This is a genomic window from Bradyrhizobium sp. USDA 4011, from assembly GCF_054063415.1.
On the sequence record NZ_JBSSGG010000001.1, the window covers coordinates 3,155,685 to 3,169,307 of the forward strand.

The 13,623-nt window shown below is 59.6% G+C and carries 12 protein-coding genes and 1 pseudogene; 8 read left to right on the forward strand and 5 right to left on the reverse strand.

Annotation, left to right across the window (positions count from 1 at the left end; genetic code table 11):
* Nucleotides 1-179 precede the first annotated feature (179 nt).
* From ACVW1C_RS14760 to ACVW1C_RS14785, 6 genes are all read left to right on the forward strand, one after another.
* Nucleotides 180-1,526 carry an ABC transporter substrate-binding protein gene (locus ACVW1C_RS14760; RefSeq protein ID WP_456759045.1) on the forward strand — a complete coding sequence of 449 codons (1,347 nt, stop codon included), beginning with the start codon at nucleotides 180-182 and terminating at the stop codon, nucleotides 1,524-1,526.
* A gap of 83 nt (nucleotides 1,527-1,609) precedes the next feature.
* Nucleotides 1,610-2,638: an ABC transporter ATP-binding protein gene (locus ACVW1C_RS14765; RefSeq protein WP_456759046.1), complete on the forward strand. Its 1,029-nt coding sequence runs from the start codon at nucleotides 1,610-1,612 to the stop codon at nucleotides 2,636-2,638.
* 15 nt (nucleotides 2,639-2,653) lie between these two features.
* Nucleotides 2,654-3,586, forward strand: a complete 933-nt coding sequence (locus ACVW1C_RS14770; RefSeq protein WP_456759047.1) for a carbohydrate ABC transporter permease — start codon at nucleotides 2,654-2,656, stop codon at nucleotides 3,584-3,586.
* A gap of 1 nt (nucleotide 3,587) precedes the next feature.
* A complete protein-coding gene (locus ACVW1C_RS14775) occupies nucleotides 3,588-4,433 on the forward strand; it encodes a carbohydrate ABC transporter permease (protein ID WP_456759048.1) in 846 nt (281 codons plus the stop codon).
* A 158-nt stretch (nucleotides 4,434-4,591) separates the two neighbouring features.
* The gene (locus ACVW1C_RS14780) at nucleotides 4,592-5,800 is read left to right on the forward strand and encodes an ABC transporter substrate-binding protein (protein ID WP_456759049.1); all 1,209 of its coding nucleotides are present in this window, start codon (nucleotides 4,592-4,594) and stop codon (nucleotides 5,798-5,800) included.
* A gap of 407 nt (nucleotides 5,801-6,207) precedes the next feature.
* Nucleotides 6,208-6,417: a hypothetical protein gene (locus ACVW1C_RS14785; RefSeq protein WP_456759050.1), complete on the forward strand. Its 210-nt coding sequence runs from the start codon at nucleotides 6,208-6,210 to the stop codon at nucleotides 6,415-6,417.
* 581 nt (nucleotides 6,418-6,998) lie between these two features.
* On the opposite strand, the gene ACVW1C_RS14790 is transcribed toward ACVW1C_RS14785, so the two are convergent.
* From ACVW1C_RS14790 to ACVW1C_RS14810, 5 genes and pseudogenes are all read right to left on the reverse strand, one after another.
* Nucleotides 6,999-7,220, reverse strand: coding sequence for a hypothetical protein (locus ACVW1C_RS14790; RefSeq protein ID WP_456759051.1), 222 nt, complete (start codon nucleotides 7,218-7,220; stop codon nucleotides 6,999-7,001).
* Between the two features lie 663 nt (nucleotides 7,221-7,883).
* Nucleotides 7,884-8,968: pseudogene (locus ACVW1C_RS14795) on the reverse strand (IS5 family transposase).
* A gap of 127 nt (nucleotides 8,969-9,095) precedes the next feature.
* On the reverse strand, nucleotides 9,096-10,418 hold the full coding sequence (locus ACVW1C_RS14800; protein ID WP_456759052.1) for a TAXI family TRAP transporter solute-binding subunit: 1,323 nt from the start codon (nucleotides 10,416-10,418) through the stop codon (nucleotides 9,096-9,098).
* A gap of 224 nt (nucleotides 10,419-10,642) precedes the next feature.
* Nucleotides 10,643-10,960, reverse strand: a complete 318-nt coding sequence (locus ACVW1C_RS14805) for a DUF1476 domain-containing protein (protein ID WP_456759053.1) — start codon at nucleotides 10,958-10,960, stop codon at nucleotides 10,643-10,645.
* A 30-nt stretch (nucleotides 10,961-10,990) separates the two neighbouring features.
* Nucleotides 10,991-11,401 (reverse strand): F0F1 ATP synthase subunit epsilon, encoded by a 411-nt coding sequence (locus ACVW1C_RS14810; protein WP_456763084.1) that lies wholly within the window; start codon nucleotides 11,399-11,401, stop codon nucleotides 10,991-10,993.
* Nucleotides 11,402-11,583: 182 nt separating this feature from the next.
* Between ACVW1C_RS14810 and murJ the strand changes: the two genes are divergently transcribed.
* Nucleotides 11,584-13,212: a murein biosynthesis integral membrane protein MurJ gene (gene murJ, locus ACVW1C_RS14815; RefSeq protein WP_456759054.1), complete on the forward strand. Its 1,629-nt coding sequence runs from the start codon at nucleotides 11,584-11,586 to the stop codon at nucleotides 13,210-13,212.
* A 146-nt stretch (nucleotides 13,213-13,358) separates the two neighbouring features.
* Nucleotides 13,359-13,559, forward strand: a complete 201-nt coding sequence (locus ACVW1C_RS14820; protein ID WP_456759055.1) for a hypothetical protein — start codon at nucleotides 13,359-13,361, stop codon at nucleotides 13,557-13,559.
* Nucleotides 13,560-13,623: the final 64 nt, after the last annotated feature.

Here is a 13,623-nt window from a genome sequence, read left to right on the forward strand (position 1 = left end):
CGTCCTTTGATCCAGGGCTTCGTACGGCAGCGTACTGAGTGACCGGCTTTAGTAGAAATGCCGATCCGTGCGTGAAGCCTATATTGGCCTTGAAATAGCAAGATCCAGGACCGAGCTAGACTGATCCCTCATCTGGATGAGCCTTCTCCAACTGGAGACATTCAGGGGAGGAATTCAAGATGAGCACGGGCAGATCGCCGCGCGTCACACGACGCCGCTTTTTGAAGCAAACCAGTCTCACGCTCCTTGCAGCCGGCTCTGCGCCGGCTCTCTCTACTCCATTCGTCTCCAGCGCCTTCGCAGACACCAAATCATTTTCGATCGTGCAGTGGAGCCACTTTGTCCCGGCCTACGACAAATGGTTCGACAAGTTTGCGAAGGACTGGGGCGAGAAGAACAACATCGATGTCACGGTCGACCACATCCCCGTTCAAGACGTCGCCGCGCGCGCGGCTGCAGAAGCTTCGGCCGGCTCGGGCCACGACCTGTTCGGATGGAACGGCGCCGGCGGCGCGCACCTCTACCGCAAATTCCTTGTCGACGTCGCGAATCTGGTCGAGGAAGCGCAGAAGAAACATGGCAAGGTCAGCGTAATCGGCAGGCAGATCGGGCACAATCAGGACGACAACACCTGGTCGGCATTTCCCGACTACTACATCAACTTCCCCGTGATGTACCGCAAGAGCATGTGGGACGGGATCGGTATACAACCGGACTCCTGGGACAACATTCGGATCGGCGGCGCTAAGCTGAAAGCAAAGGGCAACCCGGTCGGCATTTCGCTCGGTCACAGCAACGACCCGAACACCACCTGGCGTGGCCTGCTATGGAGCTTTGGCGGTGCCGTTCAGGACGAGACCGGCAAGCACGTTGTGCTGAAAAGCAAGGAGAGCGTGGAAGCCGTCAAATACGTTGCCGCGCTCTACAAGGAGGCGATGACATCGGACGTATTGTCCTGGAACGACTCGTCCAACAATCAGTATATCGACTCCGGCGTCGGTTCGCTGATCATCAACCCGATCTCGGCCTACCGCACCGCCCAGCAGCTCAACAAGAAGGTGGCGGACGACATCTTCGTGATGAAGCCACCCAAGGGGGCCGTACGCCAGTTCATGGGCGGCGCCGCAGAATTCTACGGCATCTGGAAGTTCGCCAGGAACCAGGACGCAGCGAAAGACTTCCTGAGATATTACACCGACAACTGGGTCGAAGCCTTCAAAGCAAGCTCCGGCTACAACATGCCGATCTTCGCCAACATCGTCCCCAAGCCGATGCCGCTTCTATCCGATGACCCGACATCGACCCCGCACGACAAGCTGGCCATCCTGCAAACTTCCGACGAGTGGTCCGCCGTTCCCGGTTACCCCGGGCCGGCCTGGCCCGCCACCGACGAGGTCTACAACAACTTCATTATCTGCGACATGATGGCAAAGGCAGCGACGGGGGCAATGACCGCAGAGGATTCGGTCAAATGGGCCGCGCAGCAATGCGAAGGCATTTTCAACAAGTGGCTGCACAAGGCGTGAGGCGAGCGATGGACCGCGCCGCGGTGTCGCGGCCCGGGTTCCGCACCACAACGTCCGCCATCTTGGATTAACAGGACATTCTGATGGCTGCTGTTTTGGCCAGGGATATTATCAAGACATTCGGTGAGACATCCGCCGTAGACGGGATCACGCTGACGGTAGCCGACGGCGAGTTCATGGTCCTGCTCGGGCCTTCGGGCTGCGGCAAGACGACGTTTCTGCGCATCGTCTGCGGGCTGGAGCAGCAGACCAGCGGCGACCTCATCATCGGGGGCAGCATCGTCAACGACACGCCACCACGCGCTCGCGGCGTAGCGATGATGTTCCAGAGCTACGGCCTCTATCCGCACTACACGGTGCGCAACAACATCGCGTTCCCGCTGAAGACGCAGCGCGTTCCCCGCAGGGAGATCGACAAGAAGGTCGAATGGGCCTCGCGCCTGCTCGGAATCGACCATCTGCTCGACCGGCGACCGCGCCAGCTTTCCGGCGGAGAACGCCAGCGCGTTGCGCTTGCTCGCGCGCTGGTGCGCGAGCCGACGGCACTATTGCTCGACGAACCGCTTTCCAATCTCGACGCCAAGCTGCGCGCCTCCGCCCGGCAGGACATCAAGCAATTCCAGCAGCGGGTCGGTGTCACCACGATCTATGTGACCCATGACCAGGTCGAAGCAATGGGCATGGGTGACCGGATTGCGGTGATCGACCACGGGCGGATACGCCAGGTCGGAACGCCGGCAGAAATCTACGATGAGCCTGCCGATCGATTCGTCGCGACCTTTGTTGGCACACCGCCCATGAACCTGCTCGCCCGCGGCAGCGGCTATCTCGGGTTCCGTCCTGAAAACTTCCTGCCCAAGGCAATGATCGATGACGGCAACGGCGGTGTCACCGAGTTTTCCTTTCGTGTCGACCGCTCCGAATATCTCGGTTCTGAGCGCATCGTGTATGGCGTGCTCGACGGTTTTGACGCGCAGGTGATCACGGCAAAGCTGCCGCCGGCGCATGTTGCCGAGGAGAGCATTCGCCCGGGAGAGTGGCACCCCTTCGCCGTGCGCAATAGCGCGCTGCGCTATTTCAACACTGAGGGGAAGCGGACGAACCGCCTGTGAAACGAGATTGCGCTGATGGTCGACATCGTTGAACCAATCGCGACTAAACGGGCCCCGCATTTTGCATTCCTGCTAGATCAGCGCGGAGTGTTGGGCGCAATCTTCGTGGCGCCGGCGATCCTCTATGTCTTGCTACTGATCGGCATGCCATTCCTGCTCGCCGTTTACTATTCGGTCAGCGCTTATACGATCTACGATCCATCCTGGCGATTTGTCGGCCTCGCCAACTTCAAGCAGATCGTTCAAGATCCGGTCTTTCTCGAAACGCTCGGAAACACCTTTCTCTTCACTTTTGCTTCGCAGTTGCTTGGTCTGGTCCTTGGAAAATTCGGCGCGCTGCTGCTATTGCGGCCGTTTCCGGGGCGCAAGCTCATCAGAGCCCTGATTATCCTGCCGTGGGCCGTACCCATCGCGCTCGCCAGCGTCGCCTGGCAGTGGATGTTCGATTCGCTCTACAGCGTCATAAACTGGACCATGATCGCGCTCGGAATTATCGATCGCTCGCAGGCACCCAACTGGCTCGGCAACCCGCATCTCGCCATGCTGTGCGTAATCGTCGTCAACGCCTGGCGCTTCTTTCCCTTCGCTATCGTGGTTTTTCTTGCCGGCATTACCGCCGTGCCGCAGGACATCATCGACGCCGCGACGGTCGACGGCGCCGGATTCTGGCGCCGCAACTATCAGATCATCATGCCGATGATCCTGCCCATTGTGGCTATCGGCTTGATCTTCGGCATCGTGTTCACCTTCACAGATCTTTCGGTAGTTTACCTGCTGACCAACGGCGGGCCCGTCGGCGCGACCTCGGTCCTCGCTTTTCAGGGATTCCAGGTCGGCATCGTCTCCGGTGACGTTTCGCACGGGGCGGCCACTTCTCTGTTCATGCTGCCGGTGTTGCTTCTCGTAGTGGTTGGCATGCTGCGCTTCATTCGCCGCAGGGAGATCTGAGATGCAGCGCACAATCGCCAACACCTTGCGGGAAATGTTGTTCTGCGGCGCGGTCGCGTTCTTCGTGGTTCTGACAACGTTTCCATTCTATTGGATGTTTATCACCTCGCTCAAGAGCAATCCCGATCTCTACAACGTTACGAATATTCCGTTCTGGTTCAACCAAGCACCGACCTTGGAGCATTTCCGATACCTGTTTGAGCAGACCCTCTTCGCGCGCTGGCTGTTGAACTCGCTGATCATAGGAACATGCGTAGTCGCGATCACGCTTCTGGCGGCGCTGCCCGCCGGCTACAGCCTGGCTCGGCTGACGGGTCGTGGCGGCGAAGCGCTCGGGATCGGGATTTTCCTGACCTATCTGGTGCCGCCGACGCTACTGTTCCTGCCGCTGTCACGGATCGTCGCCGATCTCGGATTGCAGAATTCGATGTGGTCGCTTGTCCTTGTCTATCCGACGTTCACGATCCCTTTCTGCACCTGGCTGCTGATGGGCTTCTTCAAGGCCATGCCGGTCGAGATTGAGGAGGCAGCCGTCGTGGACGGCTGCAGCCGCTTCGGCGCATTCATCAGAATGGTGATTCCGCTGTCGTTGCCCGCGATCCTGACTGCCGTAATCTTCACCTTTACGCTGACGCTGCAGGAATTCGTTTACGCGCTGACCTTCATCTCCTCCACCGCGGAAAAGCCCGTCACGCTCGGCGTGGCGACGGATCTGATCAGGGGCGACATTTTCTTCTGGGGTGAGATCATGGCCGGCGCGTTGATCGCCGGCATTCCGGTGGCGGTTGCCTACAACTTCTTCCTCGATCGCTTCATCGCCGGCATCACCGGCGGCGCCGTCAAATAGGTGGATCGTGTCACACATGCTCACGAACTCCTGAAGGAGATCAAGCAAAAGACCGTAGTGCCTCGGGCCGCCAGACCCGAAATGAACTTCTACCCAATAGTCCCGTGTTGCCGCGGATTTCGGACGCATTTGGGCAAAACATAACGGAGGAATGATCGATGAAAAACGCACAAACGTCTTATATGGTTGCATCGGCGTTCTGCGCCCTTGTTGCAGCACCGGCCGCGCATGCTGCCTCGAACAAAGTTGTAATCGGCGATATCGACGACATGTCTGGCGTCTATGCCGATATCATCGGACCGGGTGGCGTAGAGGCCGCAAAAATGGCCATCGCTGATTTTGGCGGCTCTGTTCTCGGCAACAAGATCGAGCTTCTCGTGACTGACCACCAGAACAAGCCGGATCTCGGTTCCGAGAGGTTTCGCGAATGGGCGGATCGCGATGGACTGACGATGGTGCTTGGGGGCTCCAATACCGGCGTCAACATCGCTATGTCAACGATCGCGAGGGAGAAGAAGACTCCGTTCTTCGCCATCGGTGCAGCGGGGGCCTCTCTCACCGGCAAAGATTGCGCTCCCTACACGGTGCATTATGCCTATGACACTACCGCGCTCGGTAACGGGACCGCGACGACCATTCTGAAACAGGGAGGCAAATCATGGTTCTTCCTGACGGCTGACTATGCGTTCGGCACTCAGCTTCAGGATGCGGCGGCCGACGTGGTAAAGGCAGGCGGCGGCAAAGTTGTCGGGGCCGTGCGCGCTCCCCTCGCGACGTCCGACTTCTCGTCGTATGTCCTTCAGGCCCAGAGCTCGGGCGCTGACGTTCTGGGTCTTGCAAATGCCGGTGGTGATTTCACGAATTCGCTCAAGACCGCCAATCAGTTCGGCGTCACACGGAAGATGAAGCCGGCCGCCCTGCTGGCGTTCATAAGCGACATCCATGGCCTCGGGCTGGAGAGCGCCCAGGGCCTCTATCTGACGACCGGTTGGTATTGGGATCTTAACGACAAGACGAGAGCCTTTGCAAAGCGATTCTTTGAGAAAACGAATCGCGAGCCGACCATGACCCAGGCCGCGTATTATTCAGCCACGCTCACCTATCTCAATGCGGTCAAGGCTGCGAAGACTACGGATTCCGACAAGGTGATGGCGGAATTGCACAAGACCAAGATCAGCGACATGTTTACACCCAGCGGCATCATCCGCGGCGATGGATTGATGGAACATGAAATGTACGTCATGCAGGTCAAGACGCCTGCTGAGTCGAAACATCCGTGGGACTACTATAAGTTGGTGCAAACGATGTCTGGCGACCAAGCCTTCGGAAAGCTCTCCGACTCGAAATGTCCGTTGGTGAAGGAATGATATGTCCCGTCCGCTATGACGCACACCGAATCATCTTCGCATCCCTTTGCGGCCGAACACCGCACAGGCTCTGGTCGCCAAGCGAAGCTATTCGCGACGAACAGGTTTCTTCTTCGTAGCCGTCTTCTTTGCCATCTTCGCCACTTTTAGCTCCTCGATTCGAGAGTGGGCGTACTAGTTTTGTTTTGCACCGTAGGCGACATAGATCGACGCATCCGGGCAATCGGGCTGCGCGCAGCTGGCGTCGAAACAAGTCAGCATGAACCTCATCAGCTACCACAAAAGCAGTGCCTTTCTGGTAAGCCCGCATCGACGCCAAGGTCGCGCCATGGAAATGCCTATGCCGATCTCGCTCAGCGGGACTTGATCCGATTGCGGCGGAAATCATCGAAGCACACGCAGGAACCATGGTTGACAATGATAACAAAAAGCGGCGCCGGCTCGTCGAGTTCAAGGATGGTTGCCGCTATGGCAAATTCGGAAAGACTAAGGCTTATGAGCTGATCGCCCACGAGAGGATCAGGGCCTACAAGATGGGGGGTAAGACCATGATCGACCTCGACAGCGTGGATGAATATCACGCTTCGCTGCCGAGAGTCGAAGCGAGAGCAAGCTAGACCGCCGATCTGCGCAGCGGGACGTCGGGCGCACCGTCGCGCAGACTGTCGAGGCGATCAGCCGAACGCTGCATTAAACGCACGCGTCCGGCCCAATAGACAGCACAGGTATAGATCCGCGGATCTTGGTTCTGGTCGGCCCCTTCAAGCCGGCGCCGCACCTCGTCGCGCCACCAGCGCTTCCTTCTCAGTGTCGTGGGCGAGTTGGACTTCCACTACAACGCCGTCGAACGCGCCCTCCTCGTTGAACGGGGTCGACGCGGTCGAGTGGAAGCCGTGTGCGCAGTGGTCGCCGCCAGGGTAGTATCGCAGCCCATGTCCGCAGCGCCGCGTTCGGTGTTTTGTCGAACATTGGCACGCCATCGTCATTGGACGTCCAGCAGATCGCGGATCAGCGCCGCACGATCAGCGCATTTGGCGTCGGTCTTGCGCCCAAGCAACAGCGTCGCCACCCGAAATCGTCCAAGCCTCCGGCATTTCGAGTCAGAGCCGGGTTCCATTCCGGTCGGGACGTTGTGGAGACCGGAACGGCATGGTGCCTGCCCTGCTGCGTTTTATTTTTGCCAGTTAGTACGGCACGTCTACCTGTTGGCATTTCTGTTGGTATCGGCAACGATCGACGACAAATTGCCGGCCAGGGGGCACCAAGCTGAGGATGGCAATAATAACAATAACTTATGCCGCAAGCTCGCTTTCCGATCATCAGGAATATTTTCGCGGCACGTTGAAAACGCACATAAAAGTTCAACGTTGCCGCCCGGTTTGTTGGCATTTTTGTCGGTATCGGGCGAACGAGCGTTCACGGCGAATTTCGTTATTCCGAACGAGGGATTTGAGCAGATGGCCCGCAAGAACCATGGCGCGAGTGCCAACCGAGCACATCGACTGCCAGAACTCCTGTGATAGGGGCTACGCGCAGACGCCATCGCAACAAGTCAACAGGATGCTCGTCAGCTACCACAAAAGCAGCACCTTCCTGGTAAGCGCGCTTCGACAGCAAGGTCGCGCCTTGGTTGACACCAGAAGGCCGACTACCGAGAAAGGCTCCGCAGGTGCGGCGTGAAGCGCCATTTCCAGAGCCTCACGACTGCACGGATCGCACCAACGCTGACGATCCTTTCCCTCAGCATGAACGAGAGGTCGACGGGCAATGATGTCTGCATGGCCTGCCCCAAGTCCCGCTCTTCCCGCCTGTCCACGACGGCGTCCGCAATCGCACGCCATCCTTCAATCGTGATGTCGGTGGCGCGTTCGGCAAACTGATCGCCGACCTGGCACCACTTGCGGCGGCGTTTGCCTATGCCAGACGCTCAAGAGTGGAACGGGCGTCTAGAAATCACCTAGCAGTCTGCTGAAAAACCTTGAAATGGAGAGCTTTCTTGTTGTTGCGGCCGTTGTTGGGTCGGCGCGGTGGAGTTGGTTATAGTTTTCCAGGCTGGTGTTGGGTGTACCCTGACGCGGGGTGGCTAGGCGGCAAGCAGTTTGGGAATGCGGATCAGGTTATAGGCGATCAGATTGAGCAGGAAATCGGCGGCGACGCGGCCGATGCCACGATGTTTGGTCTTGCGCATGGTGCCGTGCTGCTTGCCCCATCCGAAGATGCACTCGACCATCGCCCGGCGTGATTGCGACATGCCATATCCCGGATGCCGCGTGGTTCGTTCGTCGATGGCGCTGTTGCGGGTCTTGCCGGTTTTGGTGACGGCCTGGTTCTGCGTCACATGCGGCGTCACGCCGATGGCGCGAAGATTGGCGACATGATCGACGGTATCGTACGCCTTGTCCTCACCGGCGGTGATACGGCGGCCTGCGGCTTTGCGCTCGCCCTCAGCATGGTCTCCGAAGCCCGGCGTTCGGCGGTGCCATCGGCATGTGTGACCCTGCCGGCCACCGCCAGCCCATGCCGATTCTCCATGGTGACGTGGCCCATATAGCAAAGCTTGGCCTCCCGTCCGGCCGCCTTGCGATAAAGCCTGCTGTCCGGATCGCTGGTGCTCGCATGGGTGTCGTTCTTGCGCTTCTGGCCGTGGAAGTTGGCGCCGTCCTCATCGTCGCCGCTGCCGTCCTTGGGGCGAAAGCTCTTCTGTGAAGCCCAGGCTTCGATCAGCGTTCCATCCACCGAGAAGTGCTCGTCCGACAGCAGCGGTTTGACCTGCGGATGGTTCAGAAGCCTGGTCATGAACTTCGTGAACACATCGCCGTTCTGCAGCCGCTCCCGGTTCTTGGTGAAGGTGGTCGGGTCCCACACCGGATCGTCCGGCGACAGTCCCACGAACCAGCGGTACAAAAGATTGTAGTCCAGTTGCTCCATCAACTGGCGTTCCGAGCGGATGCCGTAGAACACCTGCAGCAGCAAGGCGCTCAACAATTGCTCTGGAGGGATCGAAGGGCGTCCCTCGCTGGCGTAGAGCCTCCCAAGGCTGCGGTTCAAATCACTCAAAACGTCCCGGACAAGTTCCCGAACCTGCCGCAGCGGATGGTTCGCTGGCACACGCTTATCCGGCGCAATGTACGAAAACAGGCCGCCCTGATCCGTAAACCTGCCGCGCATCATCATCTCCACCGAATCGAGATGATAAAGTGAATCATCAAGCCCCCTCCGTGGCGAGGAGTTCTTCAGCAGACTGCTAGAGCATGATCCGGAAAGGTGCGAAGCGGTTTTCCGAAAAGATCATGCTTTAGGCCGCGGTAAAGACTCCCGGTCTCTTCGCCAGTGCCGCGCGCCGGTCGTGAATCAGCCCCTCCAGCCGATGGGCTACCACGTTCAGGGTCGCGGCATCGACCGCCTCATCGTCGCCGCCCGCCGCTTTGGCACGTTCGGCCGTCAGAATGTCGTCGATGTCTCCCTCGATGGCGGCCAGTTCGGCATCCGAGACGGCCTTCCGGATGCGGCGCCCCAGTGCGTAGAGGGAATCCAGCGGGCCTTCTGTCTTTCCGCTGCCTAGACCGAGAAACTTCCACGCCGCGGCGAGCAACGTAGCCGCGCCGCCCAGCACCATCGGCGTCAGATAGATCCAGTTGCCGTATTCATCCATGAAGCTCTGCTGGGTGCCGTTGTAGAATGCTGCCGCTCCGGGATGCAGAGGAAGGAAGGCGTCCTGGTCCATGCTGGGCCCGGTAATCTGCGCAAAGACGGGCTGCTCTCCGACCAGGTCCCTGCGCGCGCTCAGGATGGTCTGCGTGAATCTCGCCATCAGGTCGGCACCGAGCTTCTTGTTTGCAACCAGATACAACGTGGCTTGCAGGGTCGTCACGTCGTCTTCCGGGACCGGTGGCGACACCCGCAGCGTGCCCTTCGGTACGTCGAAGCTTTCGTAGGCGCGTTCGGTCGCCGCAATCGCACCGGCCGCTTCGATCGGAATCAGCACCGGCGCCGCCTTTGGCCCCGTCGGAAACCACGTGCGCACCTGCGACAGATACTTCTGAGTCAGAGGTATCACGACAATCAGGGCGCTGACCGACTTGGATTGAATCGCCTGGTGCGCATCCGCCGGAACGATGTTCTTGAACGAAACCTTGTTAGCCAGGCTGTATTCCTTCGTCAGCACATCGACGACTTTGGAGTTGGCTTCTCCGCCGACCACGCCAACCGTACGCCCCTTCAGCTTCTCGACGCTGTCGATGGAGGATCCCGGCGGCGCGACGATCATGACGATGGCATGGGTGACAACGATAACGGCTTGCGCCTGCGACAGGTCGCCGACGTCGCTCCGTACTACCGCGAGATCCACCTGGCCCTTCGAAAATGCGTCCGCTGCCCCAAGGGCGGAGCCCCTGTCGATGACCTTGAGCCGCACGGGAGCATTCGCCGTGACGAGTCGGCTTGCAAGAGCCAACATGGCCTTGTTCGCCTCGCCGTCCACGGAGCCGACCGCCACGGTGAGCGTTACCGGACGCGTATAGTACTTATACCCGAGGAGACCAGCGCCGGTCGCGGCCGCGGCTACGCCGAGGAGCAGGAAAAAGCGGACCCAGAGCGGCAGTTTCGTCGATACCATCATCCTTCCCCTCTTGGTTTGCCTCTCGCTCGGGCACTTTCGCGCCCCTGCCATCATTCCGAACCAGGCATCGCCGTCCAGTCAAAGCCTCGTACCACGAGCGCACGTATGGACGATGACCGCCTGTTCGATATCGTCACGCTAATCTCCTGGGAGCCCAACCGGGCCAGCCAATTGGCGACCGGGACGACGCTCTGCTTCGCCAGAAACTGACGACGGCACTCCGATCAATTGCCGGATTCGATCTGCGCCAGCGCAATGTGAAAAAACTCGTCCATCTTCCCGGCGATTTGCTGCTTCGAAATGCCTTTGGGTGCAAGGTCGTTCGCCACCTTGCGCAAGGTATCGTCGCTGGTCTGGCTCGCGAGGTCGGCCGTGACGAGCTCGTTCGCATAGGCGGCCGCAGCATCTCCAGTCAGGCCGAGCTGCCCCGCGGTCCAGTTGCCAAGCATCTTGTTGCACCTCGCAACAACCTTGAATCTCAGCTCTTCATCATGGATGAATTTGGCTTCGAAGCCTTGTTCGCGTTTGTCGAATGTTGTCATTTTTGATCCCACCCGGATTTGTGTACGCAGTTAGAAGGCGGTCGCAGCCGCCAGGCTCGTACGGATAGACTTGTAGTGGTCGAGCAACGCAATGGCTCGATCGAGTTCAGTGCCGACCGGCTGCTTCTCCAGACTTAGCTGCAACTCCTCAATCATCAAGTGAAATTCGGCCAGGTCAAACTCTTCAACGGGGGAAGCCGACTCCGCAAGGATCGTGAGCTCCCCTCCGGAAAATTCGGCCAGCCCTCCCAAAGCCACAAATTTCCTGGTGGTATTGCCAGCCATCACGGTCACAATCCCCGGTCTGAGCATTGCGACGATCGCCGCATGGCCGGAAAGCACACCAAAATCACCCTCGACGCCAGGCAGGTCTGCCTGGTCGACCCGATCGGAAAACAACAGGCTTTCAGGCGAGACGAGGGTCAGCCGGAAAGTCGGCATAGTCGCTTCCTGTCGTCCGGACAGTTGGATTTCAAAAACACGGTAACTCTGGGACACCAGGCCTCATTGATCTGCGTCAAGCGGAGAACAGACCGGCTCTCCCAAGGTGGGCTTTCAACGCATGACCGCTCGCTCAGCGCGGAAATCGTCGATTTTGTCGGCTTCTTGCAGGAGATTGGCGCTTGGCCGAACAACAGGATCGCGCGGGTCAGGCGCGCATCATCGGCATCGCCTCCATCATCTGGGCCAGCTCGATCTTCCTGAGCCGCGTGATGGGGCTGGTCCGCGAACAGATCATCGGCCGCACCTTGGGTGCGAGCCGCATGGCGGATCTCTATTTTGCAAGCTTCACGTTGCCCGATTTCCTCAACTACCTGCTGGCGGCCGGCGCGCTGTCGATCGTGTTCATCCCGATCTTTCTCGCGCATCTGGAGCGCGGCGACCACGAACGCGGCTGGGAATCCTTCAGCGTGATCGCGAACTTCATCGTCGTGGTCGGGACCGTTGGCATCGGTCTGCTGATGATATTCGCCCGTCCGCTGGCAACTCTGGTTGCCCCGGGGTTCAGCAGTGACGGCGATGTCGATACCCTCGTTCGGCTGACGCGGATTATCTTGCCGGCTCAGTTTTTCCACGTGATCGGAGGCTTGCTGTCGGCTGCGTTGCAGGCGCAGAACCTCCACGCCCTGCCGGCGATGGCTCCGCTGGTTTATTCGGCCGGGATCATCATCGGCGGTCTGATCGGAGCCCACTATCCGCAACTCGGGGCGGAAGGGTTCGCCTGGGGCGTGCTGGCCGGCTCCATCGCCGGCCCGTTTGCGTTGCCGTTATACGGCTGCATGAAAACCAGGATGCGCTGGACTGCCCTCTTCACCTTCCGCAATCCGGACCTCAGACGCTACCTCTGGCTGTCGGTGCCGATCATGATCGGATTCTCGATCGTCGTGGTCGACGAATGGATCGTGAAGAACCAGGCGTCATATCTGGGAGCCGGGAGCCTGTCGTATCTGCAATACGGCCGGACGCTGATGAAGGTCCCGATGGGCATGTTCGGAATGGCGGCGGGGGTGGCGGCCTATCCGACCATCAGCGGCCTGGTCGCCGCCGGGCGCATCGTCGAAGCCTACGGCCTGCTGTGCCGCGCGGTTCGCCTGATGCTGCTCCTCACCTTCGCGGCGCAGGTGTGCCTGACGATCGCGGGTTTCGAGGCGGTGTATCTGATCTGGGGCCTGTTCGCGGACCGCTTCACCGTTGCTGACGCGCAGCAAACGGCAACCGTGCTCGCCTATCTCTGCCTCGGGCTCAGTGCCTGGGCGGCGCAAACGGTGATCAGCCGGGGCTTCTATGCTCTCGAGAGCACATGGTTGCCGACCATCATCGGCACTGCCGTCGCCATCGTTATGGTGCCCCTCTACGTGGTGCTGCGGCAGCAATACGGCACGATCGGCCTTGCCATCGCCAGTTCTACGTCAATCATGGTCTACGTGATCCTGCTCGGCTGGCTGCAGCGCCGCCGTTTCGAGAAAGAGGCGGCAGCCAGAGGCACCCGGCTCCTTCGGGCGAGCCAGGAGATACTCGGCCCCGTGCTCCGCCTGGCCGCGGCCGCCGCTATTGCGACAGGCCTGGGCCTCATCGCGAGAACACAGTTGTTGTCCTGGCTTCCTGACATGCACCTCGCGACAATCCTGCTCCGCGCCACGCTGCTCTGCATGTTCGGCATTGGGGCCTATCTAGGCTTGGCCCGCTTCTTCCTGGTGACGGACGTGATCGAGTTCGAAGTCAAACTATTCCGGAAATTGCGGCTCGGCTAACCGACCGCGGTCTTTTCCGCTGTTGGACACGGATGGCTGATCTCCGGAGAACTCCTTAAGGAAGCCGCCTTAAGAGAACGCGCGAAGTTCTGGACGAGGCAGATTTCGTCTAGGAAAGGCCGACGGACAGCTCTTCGGAGGCGTTGATGAATCATTCGATTTGCAGTGCTGATCGCGCCACTCACCTCAAGATCGTGGTCGTGGCGCTGGCGGCCGCAATCTCGCTGGCTGCGCTCGCCATATCTTCGCACATCACAGCCGACGTCGCATCCGACAAAATCACCGCGGTTATCAAGGCGGGGAAGCCGGTAGCGATGACCGGTACAGATCTGACGGTTGTGCGCTGATCCGAGGATGGTCGCGCAGATCCGCAGACCATGTGTTTCGCCAAACCGTGCGCCGCAACCCAGT